The sequence below is a fragment of the Pseudomonas sp. GM33 genome (assembly GCF_000282295.1).
Taxonomy (GTDB): Bacteria; Pseudomonadota; Gammaproteobacteria; order Pseudomonadales; family Pseudomonadaceae; genus Aquipseudomonas; species Aquipseudomonas laurylsulfatiphila.
The window spans coordinates 1-22,717 of the sequence record NZ_AKJO01000146.1; the positions used below are offsets into that span (position 1 = coordinate 1).

Sequence of the window (22,717 nt, forward strand, 5' to 3'; positions counted from 1 at the left end):
GGGCGGTGGTCAGGGCCACGACGCTGGCGGTGGTCAGCGCACCGATATCCGCGGTTTCCATGGCCGCCACTTGTGTGGTGGTCAGCGCTGCGACTTGCGTGGTTTTCAGCCCGGCCACCTGAGCGGTGGTCAATGCCACGACCTGGGCGGTGGTCAGTGCGGCGGTCTGGGCCGTGGTCAGGCTAACGAGCGAGGCGACAGGCAGCACAGCAATATCCGCTGTTTCGAAGGCAGCGACTTGCGTCGTAGTCAGCGCAGCGATCTGCGTGGTTTGCAGTGCGGTGACCTGAGCGGTGGTCAGGGCTACCACCTGCGCGGTCGTCAGTGCCGGTACCTGCACGGTCGTAAACGCGGCAATGTTGGGCGCGGTGATGACCGCGATCTGCGCAACGGTCATCTGGGCGATCTGAGCGGTGCTCAAGGCAACAATGTCCTGGGTCGCAAGCCCGGCAATGGTGGTTGTACTCAAGGCAGCGACTTGCGCTGGGGTCAACGAAGAAATGAAGCTCATGGACGCATCCTGTATAGGGGTCATTTACGGCGCTGCCAGCGTTGTCGCCGTAGCCTTGGGCGAAAATTTGGTAGCCCTCGTGTCATTAGCGACACATTCGGTAAAAACATTAAGAATCTTTTTTGATGGCTTTTTGCCTTTTATAAAATTTTAGTTATAAAAAAATCTGGCTTTATAGGCTTAGATAGTAAAGCGACAATATCATATAGCCACTACTCGTGGATTACGCCACTCCTTGCGAGCGACCAAGCGGCACGCCATTGTGCTGCCATGACCTTGACCCTTGCCCAACACTTCCCCTAGTGTGCGCGGGCGTCCGTTGGCAGGCATTGGTCAGCGGAACATGCCCCCATTTCCCCTTTTGCCATCCGGCAAGGGCCTTGATCGAGTAACTGATTGTGAAAACCTTCCTCCATGTAGGTTGCGGTCCAAAGAGCAAGAACAGCACGACCAAGGGCTTCGCCTCAGAGCAGTGGCAGGAGCTGCGCTTCGATATCGATGAGAGTGTCAACCCGGACATCGTCGGCACCATGACCGACATGTCCCAGGTCAAGGACGCTTCGGTGGATGCGCTGTTCTCCAGCCACAACATCGAGCATCTCTATCCCCATGAAGTGCCGGTAGCCCTGGCAGAGTTCAAGCGCGTCCTCAAGCCTGGCGGCTTCGTGATCATCACCTGCCCGGACCTGCAATCGGTGTGCGCCCTGGTGGCCGAAGACAAACTGACCGATGAGGCCTACCTTTCGCCGGCGGGCCCGATCGCGCCCATCGACATCCTCTACGGCCATCGCCCGGCCATGGCCAACGGCAACGTGTTCATGGCGCACCGTTGCGGTTTCACCAAGAAGGTCCTGACCGGCTCCCTGCAAGCGGCCGGCTTCGACATGGTCCTGCCGATCCAGCGTGCCCATCCGGCCTATGACCTGTGGGCGGTGGCGGCACTTGCGCCGATCTCCGAGCAAGAAGTAGTGGCGATCGCCAACCAGCATTTCCCTGCCTGACCCCTGCTGAACCACGGGCCTGGCATGCCGGGCCCGCCTCGTCTCAGAGCTCCGGCAGCCTGCGCCCCTCCCCCCTCCATCAGCGGCCTTGGTGACTTTGGCGGCAATCAGGTGTTGCTGCCTGCCACCCAGGTTGTACGTAATAGACTTCATTCTCGAGCTGCGTGATGGATCTGTATCTACAATCACAAGCGGATAAACATCGCCCTTGGTGGCATCCCCCCAAAAAAGAAACCGCACGTAACTGTTAACAGGGTTCCGGAAAAAATGAGTGAACCGATCGAGCCCGACGCAGCAAGGCATGTCGCTCAACAACGCCAGCGTGCCGGCCATCTGGCCCAGGCCGTACGCAAAGAATTGCAAAAAGCCGTGATTGGCCAGGACAGCGTGATCGACGACGTGCTGACCGCGCTGATCGCTGGCGGCCACGTATTACTCGAAGGCGTGCCGGGTTTGGGCAAGACCCTGTTGGTACGCGCCCTCGCCCGTTGCTTCGGCGGTGAGTTCGCGCGCATCCAGTTCACTCCGGACCTGATGCCCAGCGACGTCACCGGGCACGCGGTGTATGACTTGCAGACCGAGCAATTCAAGCTGCGCAAGGGGCCGCTTTTCACCAACCTGCTACTGGCCGACGAGATCAACCGCGCCCCGGCGAAGACCCAGGCGGCGCTGCTCGAAGCCATGCAGGAACGGCAAGTCACCCTCGAAGGCCAGCCATTGCCGATCGCGCAACCCTTCATGGTGCTCGCCACGCAAAACCCGATCGAACAGGAAGGCACTTACCCGCTGCCGGAAGCCGAACTGGATCGCTTCATGCTCAAGGTGCGCATGGATTATCCGGACGCCGAGCAAGAGCTGAACATGGTCCGTCAGGTCAGCCGCTCGACCCGGGCCGACATGCTCGATGTCCAACCCATGCGCACCTTGTTGCAGGCCAGGGATGTGCTGGCCCTGCAACGCATTGCCAGCGACCTGGCGCTGGACGATCAGGTGCTCGATTACGCCGTGCGCCTGGCCCGCTCCACCCGCAGCTGGCCAGGCCTGACCCTCGGCGCCGGCCCGCGCGCGTCCATCGCGCTGGTGCGGTGTGCCCGTGCCCGTGCGCTCCTGCGCGGCGGGGAGTTCGTGATTCCGGACGACATCAAGGGTTGCGCCCTGGCCGTGTTGCGTCATCGTGTGCGCATCGCACCGGAGTTGGACATCGAAGGGCTGGATGTCGATCAGGTGCTCCGGCAGATGCTTGACCAAGTACCGGCGCCGCGGCAGTGAAACCCTCGCGCCTGCTATTGATCTGGTTAACCTCGCTACTGGCCATCGGCATCGTGCTCGGCAGTCTGCAGGCACTGGAGCTGGCGATGCCAACGACTGTCACGCAGATCAATTGGGGACTGCTGCTGGCATTGCTGCTCCTGGCCCTGCTCGATGCCTTTCGGCTGAAGCGACTGCCCTCGCCCCGGCTGAGCCGTGAGATACCCGGCAGTCTGGCCCTCGGTCGCTGGAGCGATGTGCAACTGATCCTTGAGCACGACTTTTCACAACCGCTGAGCGTACAGATCTTCGACCATGTCCCCTCGGGCCTGGACTTCGAACACCTGCCGCTGATTGTCGAATTGCAACCGGGCCAGCACAGCCGAATCGACTACCGGCTACGTCCGCTCAAACGCGGGTACTTCAGTTTTGAGCACTGCGAAATCAACCTGCCGAGCCCATTGGGTTTGTGGTCCGACAAACGCATTCTCGATGTCGCGGACCACACCCGCGTCTATCCCGACTTCGCCCGCCTCTATGGCGGTCAGCTACTGGCTGTGGATAACTGGCTCAGCCAGCTCGGCGTACGTCAACGCCAGCGTCGTGGCCTGGGTCTGGAGTTTCATCAGCTACGGGAATTTCGCGAAGGCGACAGCCTGCGCCAGATCGACTGGAAAGCCACCGCCCGCCAGCGCTCGCCCATTGCCCGGGAGTATCAGGACGAACGCGACCAGCAGATCATCTTCATGCTCGACTGCGGCCGGCACATGCGCAGCCAGGACGGCGAGCTGTCGCACTTCGACCATGCACTCAATGCCTGCTTGCTGCTCAGCTACGTCGCGCTACGCCAGGGCGACGCGGTGGGCCTGAGTACCTTTGCCAGCGAGCAGCCGCGCTACCTTGCGCCGGTAAAAGGCACCAGCCACCTGAACACACTGCTCAATAGCGTCTATGACTTGAACAGCAGTCAACGCAGCGCCGACTACCAAGCCGCTGCTACCCAATTGCTGGCACGACAAAAACGCCGGGCGCTGGTGGTGCTGGTGACCAACCTGCGCGAAGAGGACGACGATGAGTTGCTCCCGGCGGTCAAGCGCCTGAGCCAGCAGCACCAGGTGCTGGTCGCGAGCCTGCGCGAGGACGTGCTCGACACCCTGCGTCACTCACCGGTACAGACCTTGCCCGAGGCACTGGCCTATTGCGGAACCGTGGACTACCTCAATGCACGCGCCGAACTCCATGAGCGCTTGAACGCTCATGGAGTATTGGTGATGGATGTGCGGCCCGGGGATCTGGGGGCCGAGTTGGTGACAAGGTACCTGCAGTGGAAGCGTGCCGGTGCGGCATAACTGACGCCTTGCAGGAACCGGCAAGCCGGGCTCCTGCGAAAAGCGATGTGTACACCTAGCCGACATAGACCCTGTCATCAACCTGGACACAGCGTGTCCGCAACGGGGCAAGATGCAGTTGTACGTCAATGTCAGTTATCCGTAAGCCGCTTGATCCTAACAAACTTGAACCATGCAGCTGGACCTCAACGTCCATATCAGCCTCCACGACCCCAAACTTATAAGGATCTAAGGGATTCCAATCTGCTTGAGGCTGATCCGGAATTTTGCCGCTAAGATCAATTTCATCTTGTAAGCCGGTGGTGGTCTTGATGATCACCTTTGAGTTGAGACCGTCATTATAGTTTTCATATTGAAAACTCAGTCGATACTCGACGTTTGTCAGTTGAGCCGTGGTCAGCGGAGCCGTATAGAATGTCTGAGTCACGGCCGCTTCGCCATTCATTATCAGATAAAAACCATAGTCCGGATCCGCATTTACCCGGGCAATTCCCTTGCCATTGAAATGCGTCCAGTGGGTCTTCCAGTTGGAGGAAAACCTGCCGTCCTTGATCAGGTTGCGTCCTTGAATTTCATCTAAGTTCATAATGCGTTCACACCTCTGTTTATCGATGACACCTGAGCAGACACACCGTCCCCCAGGCACTCCACGCCCATAACCGTCCCGGGCGGCCTTACCTCAATCATCCAACCTGGCGATCACCGCGTCCGTGTAAGCCGTGCCACCAGCCTTGGCCAGATAACGCACTTGCACGATGATGTCCGTGAGGCTGTCAATCAGGGCTTTTTGTTGTTCTGACGTATGCCGCGGGAAATGCAGTTGCCATCTCGAAACGGCCCCTGTGCCTTCAAACGGCAGGTAGCGTTCATCGCCGAACATCAACTGATGCAGGCCGGCATCATCCAGGCCGCTGCTGATGCCCACTTGCTGATGACTACGCAGGTTGAGCAGGATGTCGACCGGCGGCATCTGGTTGCCATCGCCATACAAGTAATCAAGCGAGTCCACATTGGCCTTGAGCACCGTGGTACTGCCGGTTTGCGTCAGGGTTGCGCGTACATCCTGGTAAGGCCCCAACACCACGGGCAAGGACAGGGCCACCGTGGTGATCTGGCGGCAGTAATGGCCGGGGTAATCGCTGTCGAACAGCTTCTGCGACAACTCGAAATCAAGCTTGCCCTTGTCGAGTTCGATTAATACCTCCGTCCAGGTTTTAGCGGGCGTGAACTGTCCCTTCTCGAACAGCTGGCGCAGGGAAATGGTCTTGGTGAGTTCCAGGCGTCGCTCGTTGCGATTGAGGAAGTCCCGTTCGAGACGCATCAGGTCGAGCAGCATCGATTCACCGGCGCTCAAGCCATGACGGTTGTCCATCCAGACATTGGGGCGAATGACGCGAGTGTCGAAGTCGCCCATTTCGTACTGCCAACTGGCTTCGGCGCTCAGGCACAAACCGACCACGGCGTCATAGGCCTGGAAGTACAGCGTGGCCATCTGGCTGAGCAGCCAGCGGTAGAGCTCGACGTTGGTGGCGCGGGTTTTGTAGAAGGAATAGAGCTCTTGGGCCTGTTCGTTGGCTTTTTGGGTTTGTTCAAGGCTGGCTCGTGCGGCCTTGAGTGTGTAATCGTGGGCTTTGAGCTGTTCGTCGATGACCCGTAGCTCACTATTGGCCTGGGCTTCGGCGAAGCTCCATTCCTCGACTCGGCGCAGGTAAGAAGAAGCTCGCTGGCTCATCTCGCTCGCCTGTAACAGAACGTCCCCGGCGAAGTTCGCGATCGTCGATACATTCTCAAGTGTGCTCCCAGGTTCCCCACCACCATTTGCCATGCCAATAATACGGGGAAGAATATTCGCAACTGCGGAAGCGACTAATGGAACCCCCGCCGCCAAATGTAGGCCTTTGCCCGCCAATGCAAGCGAGTCCCCCAGAATTTCCGGAAGCAGCATCCCGTTGTCGTTAAGATCTTGGTAATATTTGGCGCGTTCTTGAATTATTTTCTGACTTTCTTTCAACGCCGCTTCCGACGCCTCCAACTGCTTGATCGTCTCCTCCTGAATGATCTTGGCATGCCCGCCCAAGGCGATCACATGACTTTGCTGCAATTCTTCCAGTTGCCCGCGGTCACGGGATTCCATCAACTGACGAACCTCGCGACCAAAGCCGATAAGCGTCTGCACCGCGTTCTGTGCGGTGGACAGCATGGTGCGGAACCGATAGTGCGGAATGTTCAACCAGCCACCGGCACTGCGCGCCGCCCCCGAAGATCCCCCCGCCTGGGCCCGCAGCAAATCCAGCGGGTTGGTCGGTGGCGCATACAACGCCAGTGACATGGGTTTACCGTCGATGGTCAGGTTATGCCGCATGTTCCACAGGCACTCCTCGATGTACTTCCAGATGCCCAGCAACTGGTCGTTGGTGGGCGGACGGAACTCATCCAGCTTCAGAATTTCGAAGTCCGGCTCGCCCTCTACCCTGGCGGGCAGGTTCGCGACATTGACCTCCAGAGACTGAGCGAACGTCACGAGTGACGAACTGCCGGACGCCGCCCTGGATGTGATGATCCCGTCGGCAGATTTCGGCACCCAATGGCTCATCGCCTTGGCGGTGGGAGCATTGCCCATCAGTGACAGCGCACGCACGTATTGCAGTTTCGCCGCGGTCAGGCTGTCACGGGTCAGGCGCCGATAGAGTGAATCGGCATGGGCAATGATGCAGCGCACATAGGCGACAAAAATGGTTTTGCGGTAGTGGATGCGATTGGAAAAGGCGATCGCGTCGGGGTCCACCAACCCCATCGCTTCAAAACCAATATCGCCTTTTTCCCGCAACGGTCGGCACAACCAATAGCGATCAGCGTCATCGTGCGGTTCACGAATATGCGGGTTGAAAATGTACTGATACCAGCGCTGGGATTCATGGTACTCGCGCGTCTCGCACAGTCGATGGGCGATCAGGAACGGCAGATGGAAGAACAACTCCCAGTAAAAGGTGCCGTGAGCGCTGTTGAAGTCGATGGGGGCCGTCGCTGGTGTAACACCCGGTGGTGAAGGCTCATGAGTGTTTTGAGTATTCCAGGACAGTATCTCGTCGATGGACAGGGCGGCTTTAGCTACCAGTTCGGGGCCAAACAAGGAGTTGAGACGTATATAATTGAATTGCACTCCCAAAGAAGTAATATTCAGAAACTGCGCGCCGGTGGGTTGTTTGCTGATCAGCGGTACGTTGCTTACATTGGGAGTTTGTTTGATGGTGATGTCATAACGGTCCCGACCCAACTTACCGTCCGGATTTTCGCCCCATACAACACTCAGTTTTTTACCGACGGGGTTACCCGTCCAGGTATATTCTATCCATGGAGTTTGGAACCAGCCGTTTAATGTGCTCTGTGACTCCCAGCGGCCTGGTAAAACTGAATTGCCATCCATAATCTTAAGAGCCAACGCCGCTATTTCTTTGTATCTCGACAATACAAGTCTGTTTTCAGCACCATTAAATTGAAAATACTTTCCTTTCGCCAACAAAGTAAAGCCTGCCCCCGTAGCTACAGAGGAGCGCGCACGCAACCAAAGCGCCGCTAGCTGCTCGCTTGAAAGAACAATTTGTTTAGCAATATAAAACTCACCACTATCTTCTGGAATCTCATCTTCCGTAAATGAAACTATCACTACAGGCTTGCCACCTGCATCATCCAAACATACTTCGAACCCATGAAAATCCCCAAAATCCGCATAAGCCTCAACACGAACATCAATACCCCTCGCACTTTCTTTTGTCACTTTAAAAGTATATCTCGCACCCGGCGAAGCAATTATCTCTTTAACAAAAGACAGCTCATCCAATAAAAAAGCATTTAACGAAAGATCACAGACACCCTGCACCCGCAAAACATTGACAACTTCAAGCGCATTCGAAGTCAAATTTTGCCGACTGCTTAGATTTACATTCAAAGAAATGAACTTACTTAACTCACCGTCCCGCGTCTGATCAATTGCAGCAACGCCCGTAGGCGGCAACCGCTCCTGAGTCAACACCACCCGCTCGGTGGACAAAAGCTTATGCTGCAATCCGTAATGATTGGCAAAACGCCCATTGGCCAACACTTTAAGCGTGACAATGTTGGGCGGCTGCGGCTCAAACAAGGCATTGCACGCGGCAAAGATCCAGCCATGTTCGTAATCATCCGCTGCGGTTGCGGCTTGCTGACTCGTGGGCAAATCCGTGGTGGTGAAACACACCGCCAACAGATCATCGACATCCGGTTTAGCGCCAGCGTAGGTCACGGCAACCAAACGCGCGGACTCCACCGAAACTTTGGCGAACTCCTTTTTCCCAAGGAGGGATGGCGTCGACCAGATTCCGTTAACGGCAAGGTAAGAGAGCTTGACTTCAACTTGCCAAGTCCCCTCGACAACCACTTCATTGCCGTCGTTGTCCTTCTCCTTGGTGTCCTGGGCTTTGATCCCCTCAACCTGAACCACCATCAAGCGACCGGCGAAAAACACCGGCCGGATCGCCAGTACGGTCGGCGCACCGGGAATACCGATGGGTTTCCACTCAGTCCAGGCCGCCGGGTTCAGAAACTCACTTCCGGCATTTAACTCAACGTGAGCCTTGCGCCAGAAATAACCAAAGGGCTGAACCCGTTGCCGGCCGATGAAGTAGTAATCGGCATTTTTGAAGTTCGTACCCTTTGCAGTCCCAGCGCCATCGAAACTGTTGATGTAAGCCGAGATCAAATCGAGGTTGCACACTTCTTCAAACTGTTTCAGGTGCTCGTAAAGCGCCATTTGCACCGATGCTTCGTTGAGGCTCGCTTGGCCGAGGTTGTTTTCCAGTTCCTGGAAGGATTCCGACTTATTGAGGCGTAGTGTTGGGTTGATGTAATTTTCCGGGTAATCCAGAAGCATCTGGTATCCGGCCCAGTCACTGATGTTGCAATAACGCTGGTGCCAGGCTTGCAGTTCTTCCTTTGAAAACAACTCTGTGTAGCCCGGTTCCATTCCGCTGTAGATGGCACCGATGTATTGCTGCGCACAAGCGATCGCCTCTGCCAGCCGCGCCGTTTCCAACTCCTGACCGACCTGGCTGTCCATCAACAGGTAACGATACAGGTCATCGGGCGATGTCAGTTTCAGCTTATCCTCTTCTTCTCGAGCTTCGTCTTCTTTGGGCGCCACTTGTCCCAGGTAGAAGTCTGCCAGTGCCATACAACGAGTTTCTTCTAACGTGCCGATAATTGACTTGTTCATTGTTTTCTCCTGTGCACGGAAACCAGAACACTTAAGGAACGAATACTAAAATAATCGAGATGCGCAGCATTGCCCTGCAGCAAAGACCAGCTACCAAAGCAAACCAGCAAAACTTTAAAGAATTAAAACAAACCAAATAAATCTCAGTCGACTACATTCAACTTAAACGGATTTGAAGCACCATCATACAACCATGGAGATTTCAATACCCCATCTTGAAAAAAGCCCGCATTTATATTGTATGTACCGACCCCTACATTCGGCTTCAACTGTATCCGCCAGCGTCCGTCCTTATCCACCATTCCTTGGGCATAAATAGTTGTCGAGTCTCCCGTTTTTACCACTCGAACTTCCAAACCGGGTAAACCCACGCCTTCAAACCAGGAACTACGTTTAAAGTTGACAGCTACATTACGGATAAGAACAGGTCTGATAATCGGCACTTTGCCAACATAGTCGTCCCTCACGGTAATCCGCACATCCGTCGCCCATGCTTCGGTCGTATCAATATGCCGCTGCTTCACCGAAATCACATGTGGCCCTACCGATAGCGGCTCAGAAACTCTGACGGACCACTTCCCGTCATCCCCCACACTGGTACGTGCCAACAAGGATCCTTCGCGGCCTTCGAATACATAAATTTGTGCCGAAGAGCTGCCTATACCAGCAAGCCAGGACTGAGTTTCAATTACGTCGTTTTCAGCGGGGTACAACACCACCGGCGGCGGTGCATCCAGCCGCCCTGGCAACACCAGGCGCTGATCGAGGCGATTGCAGTAGAAGGTCAAATCGAATGCACCGTTGCGCAGGTCCCTGCAGTCGATTTCCCAGACAAGCGACTGTTTATCCCCGATCAAGACGTAGGCCCCGGTGGCCGGCTTAAAGATCATACCCAGGCCTTTGGCGGAGAAGTCGCCCGTCCAGGCCAGCATCGCCCGGGCATCCTTGAGGTCTACCGATGCTGGCAGGTCGATTTCGAGCCTGTAGGTCCGACCGCGGATAAATTGCAGAGGCAACGTTGCTGCAACGACATTGGAACCGGTATCGGTCAATGTGTAGCTCCACTGAATGGCCGGAACAACTTTGAGATCGAACGTTTGTGGTTGCTCCGGGTCACTCTTAAGTGTGGCAGTCACCACATAATCACCTTTTGCATCTGCCTCGAATGGAAAAGTCGAACGCCCCAGCGCATCGGTGGAAATGTCGACCTTAGTCAGGAATTCGCCAGACTTTTCCACCTTCCACTCAATCGGACTATTGGCTATCACTCGTGACTGGTTGTTCGCTTCCTCCCGGACGGTGACCCAGAGCAAGGTCGGCGTACCCGAGCCTGCTACCGGGTACGTGTAGTCGGTAGACTTGCCGTGGATCACTGCCGCGCGAGCCACGTAAACATCAAGTTGTTGTTCGTTCATGGGAACCAGGACAGGTTTATTGTTTTCACTTCGTGGGACGCCCTTGGCGGAGTACTTCTGATTTCCGGCAATTGCTGGGGTCAGAGTGAACTCGGCGATGCCTTCTGCCGACGTCATACGTGTTCCGAGTGCTGTCTCCCCCTCGAAGAAGGTGACTTCCACGTCCTTCGACGGCTGTTTACCCAAACCTACAACAAGGCATCTGAGTACCAATGGTTGCCCGACAACAGCCATCGAAGCCACCTCCAGAAGCTTGATCGAAGGGCTGTCGACAAACGTAATGTTGTTGATGAGCAGTGATTCCTTGTTGCTGTAACTCGCCATTAGGCTCGCGTTCTCCACTGGCTCCATGCTCCTGACCCTGGTATGGGCAATGCCTTGTTCGTCGGTCATGACCACCAGTGGATCGGCAACCACACCTTTGCCGGCGAACGTCACGGAACGACCTCTGCCTGGGTTCAAGCGCTCGTCGAGAAGCTGCACATGCACAGGGAAGTACGCTTGTCCGCCCGCCAGGAAGGCATCGTCGGGATCCTGCGTACTGTCGAGGCTGAACTGCAGTGTTAACTCGTCGCAATCGATCAGAATCTTCGGCGCATAGACCGTTTGCGCCAGACCATAGGTACCTTTCACCTGCACGGCCCCCATCCATGGCCCTTTCTCAGGCTTGAAGCGGATCACTGCGCGCCCCTCATGATCAGTGACGGAAACCGAATCCATCAGCCCTGGGCGATCACTGCTCCAGGTCACGGTGACGTTCGGCAGCACCTGGTTGGTCAGGTCGCGCAACGTCAACTCAATCAGTGCGACCTGATCCGGCGCATTGGCGATCAGGGTGTCGTTGATGCACCTGATGTCGTGGGTCACGCTCTGGCCAATTTCGCCGAATGTCTGCGACTGGCCCTGTACGGCGGACTCGGACAGGCATTCCACGACATGCTCGGCCGCACTTCGACAGGCAAACTTGTCGCTGTCCGGGGTGAGCGCGCCCAGGCCGATAATGGCCTTGGCATCCAGCCCGCTATTGGCCGCCAGCCCGCGGATGCGAATCACGGCGTCGAGGGTGACCAGGTCGCACACCACCGGCATCGATGGGTTAAGGTAGAGAATGCACTCCAGCACTTCCCGTACGCCCCACTTCACCACCTCTGCCAGTTTGCTCGCTGCCGAATCGCGAATCAGGCGCAGATCCTCCGGCGTCAGATAGGTCGGCAAGGCGTTTACCAGCTCCAGATACTGCAACAGCTTTTCGGCAGGCTGCCCGGTGTAAGTCACTACCCGCTGGAACAGGGTCAGGTAATACAACGAACCGAGGGACAGGTCTTGCGCGTGCCGCAGGCCAAGCCATTGCCAGTTCCGGCGGGTGGTCAGGGCGACCAGCATCGCTGAACTGAGCGCCAGTTTTTGCACAATGTCTGCGCGCCGTACCAGGTGTGCCAGCAGGTTCAGCACCTCATCGCCGACATTGACCTTGTCCGACCCTGAAGTCACCGCTTCCAGCGCACGCGTGGTTTCCAGGAGCAAAATGTGGACGCCGCCGTTGTCAACCCATTTGAGCAACGGCAGCACCAGATCCTGAGACAGGCTCAGGTACACCGACAAGCTCTCCTGAACCACCGCGCTCTGGGCGTCCCGGGCCTGTAGCAGCAAGGCCAGAATCACCTCGCAAGTTCGCTCGAAGTCCTTCTGCGCAATATTCGCCGAGGTGACTGCCGCCTCGACTTCCCCCCGTGCCCAGCGCTCGTATTCGTCCGTTTCGCCGGTCGGAGTCAACACCAGGCCATCCAGATCGACCACCTCTTCGAGCAGTTCCAGCCACCCTGAGTAATCACTGTTATGGGCGGGCACACCCGCCGCCCGTAGCGCCTCTTCAGAGAGGCGCACCGGTTGCAGACGCTTGTGCAACTCCTGCAATAGCGTCGCGTCCGCTGGCGTTGCCATCGGCGGTGCAATCAACGGGGTCACATGCTGGATCAGCCAGGACACGCTCAGTTCATTTTCCCGGCACCATAGAACACAGGATTGCGCGGCATGCATCACACTCAAAATGTCGCCGTTACTGCTGGCGCCACTGACCCGCAAGTAGGATTCGCCCAGCACTCGCTGCAACAGTTCGCTGCCACCCTTGTCACTGAATGCCTCCAGCAACGCCCCCAACTCGATAGCGCTGATACCGAGAAAGGAGGCCAGCAGCACATGACGATACAGGGACGACAGAATGGGCAGGCTGCAGGTTAACTGGTCCTCCAGGTTGTGACTCTTGGCCACGAACCGCGCGAGGTACCGCCACGATTCCTGATTGATACCCAGACTGGTGCAGATATGGTCGATGATGCGTTTGTCGGCGCGGGTCTGCGGGTCGATCGAGAAGGGCGCGTCATCCACTTGCAAAGGCGTATCGAAGAGTGCCTGGGCATTGAAGATCCGGTCGAACTGCGAAGGCTCTTCACCTCGCCCATAGGGGGAAATTTCGTCGATCAACGCCGCAAATTGCTCGGCCGAGCACTTGAAGCGCAGGCGAAATTCCTGGAACAGACCGATGGCTCGCAGGCTGTTGTTGGTGATCCTCAAAGGTGTTGTCGTTAACGACTGCCCAGAGCGTTGAGAATCCTTTATATCGGACCTTCGCTCTGCACGGATCGCGGCGATGACCAGGCGATCGGTTTGATCCGGCGGCAATTTCAACCAGCGGCTCAGGCGCAGCATCCGGTTCATGCGTTCAAAGCGGTTGTGGGTGCTGTTGGTGAATTGGCGTGTACCAGTGACCGGCACGCTCAGGTCCATCGCAGCGGTTTCACCGTCATTGATGAACACTGAGCCGAATATTTTGGCTGAGGCGGTGGGGGCTACGTGCGCCGTAACGTTGCTTGAGCGCTTGGGCAGACAATCTTCGATCGACAAAAAAGACGTGAGCGTTTGTGCGTCGATCGAGGTCTGGGCGCAGAAGTGCACCGAGTCCTGCAATGCCTCATTGGTTGAGCCAAAGTTTTTTCTGTAGAACGCCAGAAGGTCCTCGGGTTTGGGGGTTCCGGGGCCGGCAAACAAAAAATTCTCCAGCAAAATCCCCTGGCCTTGCGGCCCGAAATTGCACGACTGTCGCAGCGCAATGTCCGAAAGACTTCCGTGAACGCCTGTTTGCTTGAAATACGGCGCCGTCAGGTCGATGGCCCGCACCACCTCACCCAGCGAAAGCTTGTTTTCTTCCAACACTTGCTTCCACTGTTCGGCATACCATTCGAACGGCATGCTGCGAAATGGAAAACGCGTTTCCAGCAAGCGGTCATCGACCACTGTGTCATCCGCATCCGCGGAGACAGGATTTCTGGAGATAAATTTTTTGATGATGTCTTCCAGCACCTCATTGACCAGAGTCACTGTCGGCTTGATCTGGAACATGCTCACGGAGTCGATGATGAGATCGTCGAGGTCTGGCCGCCGATCATTCAAACTGATGCGCCCATTTCCAGCGCGCGCCTCCAGCTCCCGCGCCATGAGCACCAGCCTTACAAAATAAGCCGCTGGCGAGATGGTCGAATCCGGGCTGTGCGAGGGACTGGCCCCCTCCCAGTCAGGGTCGAACAGGTCGTCGAAAGTAGGCGCATCCCCGGAGAGTGCCTGGACGCCGGTGCGATGCAATGGATTGCGCGGCGAATGATTCACCAGACGCTGCTCACGAAACTCGCGAGCGGTATACACCGCCAGGCTCTGGGCCCTGTCCATCAACATTTGCGCGGTACGACTGTGCAGCCCGAACGTCTGTACCACCTCTTGACGCCCCAGTTTCAACAGGTCGAAAACCGAACCGCCATCGGCGACGAATTTCTCGAAGTTGCTTTGTACGGCCGGCTCATCGGTGTTGGGCGTCAACGCCAGAAGCTGTTTGAGTGGCGAGGTTGAGTCATTGCTCATCATTGGATCTCCTGCAAGCCAGGGAGTAGCGTTGAGGGCGGCACGCAACGTAGGAAACAATGCAATCGCCTGTTGCCGGTTTTTGTACGCTAACGAGGCGCAAGCTGACACCTGTCAGTATTGACAGCTCCGACGAACGGCAAATGCGGAGTAACATCTCAGGTTGACTGTGCTGCGGATATCCAGCTCGCGAGGACCGCGGCTCCGCCAGATCGGGGGAGGACGGATTCAAGGGGTGAGTGCTTTGTTTTGCCGATGAATTATCAAGATTTTTCAGAATACGGATGCTGTAGCACCACCGCATGCCGACGATGGCATCAAGGAAATCACCATCACCAGCAGCGGTGCTCCTGCAAAATATTTATGCCGAAGCCGGCAACGACTGAAAACTGAAGTACTGCTTCAACGCCTTCACCAATTGCCCATACTCCGGCGGTGCCCGTTGCAGGCTGAAACCGGCGTCGTAATGTTGGGGAGTCGCGTCTTCGTGGCACCACAGGCAACAGGCCTGCAGGTCGATGATCCGCTGGCCGCCTTCGGTGGCTGGAATTTTCAGGCGCAGGTTGAAGTCCGCGCCGATCATCATCGGCAGCTGGCTGATCAGCATCAGCCCGTCTTCGGAGACATTGCCCAGGTAGCCGATGGGTTTGCCGGTGATGCCGTTGAACACTTTGAGGAAATACGGCAGTTGATGCCGCTCGATTCGGCGGTCGGTGAACATGTGCGTTTTCGCTATGCAAGGCTCTTAAGCAGAGCCGCACTACTGCTTCGGAACGGGTGCGCATTGAATAGTGGCCCGCTCTCCCCGTTTCCGGTGCGCCAGTCCTTACGGCGCTGAGTCCCGCTAATGCCGGTCACAGGTGTTGCCCCGGTTCAGAGGCAAGGCTCTAAAACCGGTTCATTGGACTATAGCTCACCGCCGCCGGGGAGCCAGCGATAGACTGCTCGCCGGCCATCAGAACTGTGTCGGTTTTACCGCCGCGGCACTGCGTAACGGGTAGTGGCCCAGGCTCTGCAAGGTTTCCAGGCGGGCGCGGGCGCGGTAGGCGTATTCGCTTTGCGGATAGGAGGCAATAATGAACTGGTAGGTCTGGGCCGCGTCGATAAACATCTTCTGCCGCTCCAGGCACTGGCCGCGCATCATTGACACTTCCGGCCACACGTAAGGCCGCGCACGGCTGTCGCGTTCGACTTTGGACAGCTCGAGCATCACCTGCTCGCAATTGCCCCGGTCATAGGCGCTGTAGGCATTGTTCAAGTGATGGTTCATTGCCCAACGGGTGCAGCCCGTGGCACTGAGGACGCCGACGGCAAGGGCAGCAATGAGTACGAATCGCATGGGGATCTCCTGTCTTGAACGCTGTATCGACCCGTGGGCGGAAATCTTCAGGCGGCCTGGCGCAAAGTTGTCAGGTTCAATAAAGAAAGAAAAAAGTAGTGCATACGAACAATGACTACACCTTCGGAGCATAGTAGCCTCACTCAGCGCTTGAACTCAGGAGTCTTTGCATGTCCGTCCGTCGTACCAAAATCGTCGCCACCCTTGGCCCGGCCAGTAACTCGCCGGAAGTTCTCGAACAGCTGATTCTGGCTGGCCTGGACGTCGCCCGCCTGAACTTCTCCCACGGCACCCCCGACGAGCACAAGGCTCGCGCGAAGCTGGTGCGTGACCTCGCTGCCAAGCACGGCCGCTTCGTCGCCCTGCTGGGTGACCTGCAAGGCCCGAAAATCCGTATCGCCAAGTTCGCCAACAAGAAGATCGAGCTGAAGATCGGTGATCAATTCACCTTCTCCACCAGCCATCCCCTGACCGAAGGCAACCAGCAAGTGGTCGGCATCGACTACCCGGACCTGGTCAAGGACTGCGGTGTGGGCGACGAGCTGCTGCTCGACGACGGTCGCGTGGTGATGCGCGTCGATACCGCCACCGCCACCGAACTGAACTGCACCGTGACCATCGGCGGCCCGCTGTCCGACCACAAAGGCATCAACCGTCGCGGTGGCGGCCTGACCGCTCCGGCCCTGACTGAAAAAGACAAGGCCGACATCAAGCTCGCTGCGGAAATGGAAGTCGACTACCTCGCGGTGTCCTTCCCGCGTGACGCCGCCGACATGGAATACGCCCGTCAACTGCGCGACGAAGCCGGCGGCACTGCCTGGCTGGTGGCGAAGATCGAACGCGCCGAAGCCGTGGCCGATGACGAAACCCTCGACGGCCTGATCAAGGCCTCCGACGCGGTGATGGTTGCCCGTGGTGACCTGGGTGTGGAAATCGGCGACGCCGAACTGGTGGGCATCCAGAAGAAGATCATTCTGCACGCACGCCGCCACAACAAAGCAGTGATCGTCGCGACCCAGATGATGGAGTCGATGATCCAGAACCCGATGCCGACCCGCGCCGAAGTGTCCGACGTGGCCAACGCCGTGCTCGACTACACCGACGCCGTGATGCTCTCGGCCGAAAGCGCCGCTGGCCTGTACCCGCTGGAAGCCGTTCAGGCCATGGCGCGGATCTGTGTCGGTGCCGAAAAGCACCCGACCAGCAAGACCTCCAGCCACCGCATCGGCAAGGAGTTCCAGCGCTGTGACGAGAGCATTGCGCTGGCGACCATGTACACCGCCAACCACTTCCCGGGCGTGAAGGCGATCATCGCCCTGACCGAAAGTGGCTACACCCCGCTGATCATGTCGCGTATCCGTTCCTCGGTGCCGATCTACGCGTTCACCCCGCACCGCGAAGCCCAGGCTCGCGCGGCGATGTTCCGTGGCGTGTACACCATCCCGTTCGACCCGGCTTCGCTGGCGCCGAACGAAGTCAGCCAGAAGGCGATCGACGAGCTGGTCAAGCGCGGCGTAGTACAGAAAGGCGATTGGGTCATCCTGACCAAGGGCGACAGCTACCACACCACCGGCGGCACCAACGGCATGAAGATCCTGCACGTTGGCGATCCGATGGTCTGAGTGACCGGTTGCTGAAAAACAAAAGCCCCGCCATGTGAATGGCGGGGCTTTTTGCTTTCTGATCCATTTTTTGTTTTGCCTGATCCGTCCCCTTCGCGGGCAAGCCCGCTCCCACAGGGTTTTCCGTTGGACACAGGTTTTGTGAACAATACCGAATACTGTGGGAGCGGGCTTGCCCGCGAAGGGGCCGGCCCTGACACCGCAAGTTCAATGCCGCTTGATGAACCCGGTCAACGCCGCCAAGGCTTCCGGCGAACGCAACCGCTGGGTGAACAATGCACCTTCTTCTTCGATCACCTTGCGCAACAGCGCCCGATCCGGCGCTTTCATCAGTTGCTTGCTGATCCGCACCGCTTCCGGCGGCAGCGACTCAAAGCGCAAGGCCATCTCCCGTCCCTTGGCCAGGGCCTCTTCGCCACTGCCCAAGGCCTCATTGGCAATGCCCCAGGCCGCCGCCTGTTCACCGCTGAAACCTTCACCCAGCAGCAACAACTCCGCCGCTTTGGCCTGCCCGAGCAAGCGCGGCAGGATCAGGCTGGAACCGAACTCAGGGCATAACCCGAGATTGACGAACGGCATGCGCAGGCGCGCATCGCGGCTGACGTAGACCAGATCGCAGTGCAGCAGCATCGTCGTGCCAATGCCCACCGCCGCCCCGGCCACGGCGGCGACCACTGGTTTGCGGCATTCGAGCAGGTTGAGCATGAACTGGAACACCGGGCTGTCGAGGCCGGTCGGCGGTTGCTGGATGAAGTCGGCGATGTCGTTGCCGGCGGTGAAGCATTCGGCGGAACCGCTGATCAGTACGGCATTGATCCCGGGGTCGTTGTCGGCCTGTTTCAGCGCCTCGGCCAGGTGACTGTACATGGCGCGGGTCAGGGCGTTTTTCTTGTCCGGGCGATTCAGGCGCAGGGTCAACAGGCCGCGTTCGCGTTCAACTTGGATGGCATCGGTCATGGCAGGTCTCGCGTCTGAAAAGTCAGCGCTCAACCACGGGGCAGGAACACATCGGCCAGCAGTTGATTGCGCGGCAATCCCGCCAGGTACAGGCGCCGGGCAAAGGCATCGACACTGTCGGGGGCTCCGCAGAGTAAGGCCAGGGTTTGCCGGGAAACAAGCCGCAGTTGCGCCAAAGCCGCTGGCAACTCGGCCGGGGTCCAGAGTTCGACACTCAGGTTCGGGCGGCTGGCCACCATGGCCTGCAGAGGCTTGGCCAGGTAGTGCTCATCGGCATCATGGGCCAGGTGAATGACACGGATGGCGCCCTGGTGATCCTGGCGCAGCGCTTCGCGCAACACACCAAACAATGGCCCCAACCCGGTGCCGGCCGCCAGCAACCACAACGGCCGGGTGTGCCAGTCCGGATCGTAATGCAAGGCGCCGCCGCGCAATTCACCGAGTCGGATCGGATCGCCGATCTGCATTTGCCTGGCTACATTGCTGAACTCCCCGGGCTGGCGGCAATCGAGATGAAACTCCAGAAAACGGTCTTCCTGCGGCAGGCTGGCGAGGGAATACGGCCGCGCCACGTTGCCCGCCCACAACACCAGGTGCTGGCCGGCGCTGTAGCGCAACGGTCGCTGCGCGATCACCCGCAAGCGCAGCACCGTGCTGCTCAGCCAATCGACGGCGGCAACTTCGGCCGGTTGACCATCGACCTGCGGGTCGAAAGCATGCACCTGCAAGTCCTCGACCACCTGGCACTGGCACGCCAGGCGCCAACCCTGTTCGCGCTGCTGCGCACTCAGGGCATCCGGCCGGCAGTCGCTCGGCAGGCCCCGCACACACTGCACCAGGCACGCATGGCAACTGCCGGCGCGGCAACTGTAAGGCACCGGTACGCCGTTCTGATTCAGCGCGTCGAGCAGATTGCTGCCCGCCGCTACCGACCAGTGGCGCTCGCCAACCCGCAACTCAGGCATCGACGTTCTCCCACGCCGCCGCGCATCGGTTACGGCCGTCACGCTTGGCCCGATAGAGCGCCTGATCGGCCCGTTGCAGCGCGTCATCGAGGTCGTCGCCCAACTCCAACAGGGTCATGCCGGCGGACAGGCTGAGGTTGCGCACATTCAGACCGATCAACTCGACATCGGTGAAGGCGATGCGCAGCCGTTCGCAGCACGAAGTCAGACTGTCGGCATCGCAATCGGGCAGCAGCACCACGAATTCTTCGCCGCCGTAGCGAGCCAGCACATCGCTGTCACGCAGGCATGCGGTGGCAACGCCGGCAAAGGCCTGCAGCACCTGATCGCCGGCGGCATGCCCGTGCAGATCGTTGATGCGTTTGAAATGGTCGAGGTCGATCAGCGCCAGGCCATGGACGACACCGGCTTCCATGGCATTCAACTCGCGGGAAGCCAGGCGCAGGAAATGCCGGCGATTGAACAGGCCTGTGAGCTCGTCGGTGGCCACCAGGTCTTCGAGCTGGCGCATCATCCCGCGCAAGGTGTCCTGGTGCGCCTGCAAGGCAAAACGCCGCTGACGCATGCGTTGTCGTGAAGCCTGGACGTAGCGGGCATACAACACCAGCCACACCAGCACGATGAACAGCACGCAGACCTGCAACACCGCCATGGCCGGGTCGGGCAACTGGAAGTGGTAGCCCTCCCACAGGGTAATCGCACTAAAGCTGAAGAACACCAGCAAGGCGCATCGCACAAAGGACCGGCGTGACAGATGGAACAGGCCGAACAGCAAGACAAGGACATAAAACACCAGGAACGCACCCCGGGCTTCGTCCAAATGGGCGATCAGCCAGGTTTGCCAGCCAAGCCCCAACAACACTTGCGCCTCGGTCAGGCTGGGGTCGGCGAAACGCAGGTTGCAGCCGCTGTAGAACACCGCGAACAGGATGGCCTGGCTGGTCACGACCAGTGCGCTGCCGATGGCGACACTGGCCAGCGGCGCGTCGTAGTGACCGGTAAAAAACGCCAGCCACAGCAACAGCAATGCCAGGGCATAGGTGCCGGCCGCGAGGGCGAAACGTTTGAGCAACAGGCGCTGGATGGCGTTATGGGTCAATCGTTGACTCACCAAATGAAAGGAGACTGACAGAGCGTCCTACTCTACAGACCGTATGTCACTTTAGTGGCGTGGCCGATAAATGACCATTCAATTTTCGGCATGACCCGATTCCCCTGGAGCTGCCGCAGGCTGCGATCTTTTGATCTTGATCTTAAAGGATCGCAGCCTTCGGCAGCGCCTACAGGGACCGGGTGCGAAGATGCGACCAAGGTTTGACCACCGGCGGGTGTTTACGGAACCGAGGCGCGGTATACTGCCGCGCCTTTTTAGCGTCGCGCCAGCATGCCCGGCGTGCCTTGAAAGGTGCTTGCAACCGACCGATGCACCCAAGCTGCAAGCACCTTATTGAATGTTCCCGTCTTTTAGAGGAGCGCGACTCATGACCGTGATCAAGCAAGACGACCTGATTCAGAGCGTTGCCGACGCCCTGCAGTTCATTTCCTACTACCACCCCGTGGATTTCATCCAGGCGATGCACGAAGCCTACCTGCGCGAAGAATCGCCAGCGGCCCGTGACTCCATGGCGCAGATCCTGATCAACTCGCGCATGTGCGCCACCGGCCACCGCCCGATCTGCCAGGACACCGGCATCGTCACCGTGTTTGTCCGTGTCGGCATGGACGTGCGCTGGGATGGCGCCACCATGGGCCTGGACGACATGATCAACGAAGGCGTGCGTCGCGCCTACAACCTGCCGGAAAACGTCCTGCGTGCTTCGATCCTCGCCGACCCGGCGGGCGCTCGCAAGAACACCAAGGACAACACCCCGGCCGTCATCCACTACTCCATCGTTCCGGGTAACACCGTGGAAGTGGACGTGGCGGCCAAGGGCGGCGGTTCCGAGAACAAGTCGAAGATGGCCATGCTCAACCCGTCCGACTCGATCGTCGATTGGGTGCTGAAGACCGTCCCGGAAATGGGCGCCGGCTGGTGCCCACCGGGCATGCTCGGCATCGGCATCGGCGGTACCGCCGAGAAAGCCGCCGTCATGGCGAAGGAAGTGTTGATGGAATCCATCGACATTCACGAGCTGAAAGCTCGCGGCCCACAGAACCGCATCGAAGAAATGCGCCTGGAGCTGTTCGAGAAGGTCAACCAGCTGGGCATCGGCGCCCAGGGCCTCGGTGGCCTGACCACCGTGCTCGACGTGAAGATCATGGACTACCCGACCCACGCCGCTTCGCTGCCGGTGTGCATGATCCCGAACTGCGCCGCCACCCGTCACGCACACTTCGTGCTCGACGGTTCCGGCCCGGCCTCGCTGGAAGCGCCACCGCTGGACGCCTACCCGGAAATCGTCTGGGAAGCCGGCCCGTCGGCCCGTCGCGTCAACCTCGACACCCTGACCCCGGAAGACGTGCAGAGCTGGAAGCCGGGCGAAACCGTCCTGCTCAACGGCAAGATGCTCACCGGTCGCGACGCTGCGCACAAGCGCATGGTCGAGATGCTGAACAAGGGCGAAACCCTGCCGGTGGACCTCAAGGGTCGCTTCATCTACTACGTCGGCCCGGTCGATCCGGTCGGTGACGAAGTGGTTGGCCCGGCAGGTCCTACCACCGCGACGCGGATGGACAAGTTCACCCGCCAGATCCTCGAGCAGACCGGCTTGCTGGGCATGATCGGCAAATCCGAGCGCGGCCCGACCGCGATCGAAGCGATCAAGGACAGCAAGGCCGTGTACCTGATGGCCGTCGGCGGCGCCGCTTACCTGGTCGCCCAGGCGATCAAGAAGTCCAAGGTGCTGGCGTTTGCCGAACTGGGCATGGAAGCGATCTACGAGTTCGAGGTCAAGGACATGCCGGTGACCGTAGCGGTCGACAGCAAGGGCGAGTCCGTACACATCACAGGTCCTGCCATCTGGCAGAAAAAGATCAGTGACAGCCTGGCGGTGGAAGTGCAGTAAGCACTTGACCGCTGATTAAAAAAAACCGCGCTGTTTGTATGACAGCGCGGTTTTTTTTTACCTTCTAATCACCAACCCCCGGGGACTGGCCTACCATCACTTGCAGTGAGTGGTTTTAAGCGCACGAAGCCCCTATCGTGCCTCGCCA

At 58.5% G+C, this 22,717-nt stretch carries 14 protein-coding genes; 5 read left to right on the top strand and 9 right to left on the bottom strand.

Annotation, left to right across the window (positions count from 1 at the left end):
- A partial coding sequence (locus PMI26_RS05555; protein WP_007978446.1) for a hypothetical protein occupies nucleotides 1-511 on the bottom strand: 511 nt, incomplete at its 3' end.
- Between the two features lie 398 nt (nucleotides 512-909).
- On the opposite strand from PMI26_RS05555, the gene PMI26_RS05550 reads away from it, so the two are divergent.
- The 3 genes from PMI26_RS05550 to PMI26_RS05540 all read left to right on the top strand — a co-directional run bounded on the left by PMI26_RS05550 (nucleotide 910) and on the right by PMI26_RS05540 (nucleotide 4,109).
- On the top strand, nucleotides 910-1,512 hold the full coding sequence (locus PMI26_RS05550; protein WP_007978448.1) for a class I SAM-dependent methyltransferase: 603 nt from the start codon (nucleotides 910-912) through the stop codon (nucleotides 1,510-1,512).
- A 267-nt stretch (nucleotides 1,513-1,779) separates the two neighbouring features.
- Entirely contained in the window at nucleotides 1,780-2,781 is a 1,002-nt protein-coding gene (locus PMI26_RS05545; protein WP_007978450.1) for an AAA family ATPase, read from the top strand.
- A complete protein-coding gene (locus PMI26_RS05540; protein ID WP_007978452.1) occupies nucleotides 2,778-4,109 on the top strand; it encodes a DUF58 domain-containing protein in 1,332 nt (443 codons plus the stop codon). Before PMI26_RS05545 ends, PMI26_RS05540 begins: the two co-directional genes overlap by 4 nt.
- 55 nt (nucleotides 4,110-4,164) lie before the next feature.
- Here PMI26_RS05540 and PMI26_RS05535 read toward each other — a convergent pair whose 3' ends face one another.
- From PMI26_RS05535 to PMI26_RS05515, 5 genes are all read right to left on the bottom strand, one after another.
- A complete protein-coding gene (locus tag PMI26_RS05535) occupies nucleotides 4,165-4,695 on the bottom strand; it encodes a hypothetical protein (protein WP_007978454.1) in 531 nt (176 codons plus the stop codon).
- Nucleotides 4,696-4,788: 93 nt separating this feature from the next.
- Nucleotides 4,789-9,357, bottom strand: coding sequence for a neuraminidase-like domain-containing protein (locus PMI26_RS05530; protein WP_007978455.1), 4,569 nt, complete (start codon nucleotides 9,355-9,357; stop codon nucleotides 4,789-4,791).
- A 143-nt stretch (nucleotides 9,358-9,500) separates the two neighbouring features.
- Complete coding sequence (locus PMI26_RS05525) at nucleotides 9,501-14,684, bottom strand: Tc toxin subunit A (protein WP_007978458.1); 5,184 nt, start codon at nucleotides 14,682-14,684, stop codon at nucleotides 9,501-9,503.
- A gap of 358 nt (nucleotides 14,685-15,042) precedes the next feature.
- Nucleotides 15,043-15,402, bottom strand: a complete 360-nt coding sequence (locus PMI26_RS05520; RefSeq protein WP_007978460.1) for a PilZ domain-containing protein — start codon at nucleotides 15,400-15,402, stop codon at nucleotides 15,043-15,045.
- Between the two features lie 234 nt (nucleotides 15,403-15,636).
- Nucleotides 15,637-16,020 (bottom strand): tetratricopeptide repeat protein, encoded by a 384-nt coding sequence (locus tag PMI26_RS05515; RefSeq protein WP_007978462.1) that lies wholly within the window; start codon nucleotides 16,018-16,020, stop codon nucleotides 15,637-15,639.
- Nucleotides 16,021-16,190: 170 nt separating this feature from the next.
- On the opposite strand from PMI26_RS05515, the gene pyk reads away from it, so the two are divergent.
- Nucleotides 16,191-17,642, top strand: coding sequence for a pyruvate kinase (pyk, locus tag PMI26_RS05510; RefSeq protein WP_007978464.1), 1,452 nt, complete (start codon nucleotides 16,191-16,193; stop codon nucleotides 17,640-17,642).
- 207 nt (nucleotides 17,643-17,849) lie between these two features.
- Here the strand turns inward: pyk and PMI26_RS05505 are convergent, their stop codons facing one another.
- Genes PMI26_RS05505 through PMI26_RS05495 form a run of 3 tightly spaced genes read right to left on the bottom strand, consistent with a single transcriptional unit; the run spans nucleotide 17,850 to nucleotide 20,663 of the window.
- On the bottom strand, nucleotides 17,850-18,599 hold the full coding sequence (locus tag PMI26_RS05505; protein ID WP_007978466.1) for an enoyl-CoA hydratase-related protein: 750 nt from the start codon (nucleotides 18,597-18,599) through the stop codon (nucleotides 17,850-17,852).
- A gap of 29 nt (nucleotides 18,600-18,628) precedes the next feature.
- The gene (locus PMI26_RS05500; protein ID WP_007978468.1) at nucleotides 18,629-19,564 is read right to left on the bottom strand and encodes an iron-sulfur-binding ferredoxin reductase; all 936 of its coding nucleotides are present in this window, start codon (nucleotides 19,562-19,564) and stop codon (nucleotides 18,629-18,631) included.
- Nucleotides 19,557-20,663 carry a GGDEF domain-containing protein gene (locus PMI26_RS05495; protein ID WP_007978470.1) on the bottom strand — a complete coding sequence of 369 codons (1,107 nt, stop codon included), beginning with the start codon at nucleotides 20,661-20,663 and terminating at the stop codon, nucleotides 19,557-19,559. The genes PMI26_RS05500 and PMI26_RS05495 overlap by 8 nt, the downstream gene beginning before the upstream one ends.
- A gap of 382 nt (nucleotides 20,664-21,045) precedes the next feature.
- Between PMI26_RS05495 and PMI26_RS05490 the strand changes: the two genes are divergently transcribed.
- A complete protein-coding gene (locus tag PMI26_RS05490) occupies nucleotides 21,046-22,569 on the top strand; it encodes a fumarate hydratase (protein ID WP_007978471.1) in 1,524 nt (507 codons plus the stop codon).
- Nucleotides 22,570-22,717: the final 148 nt, after the last annotated feature.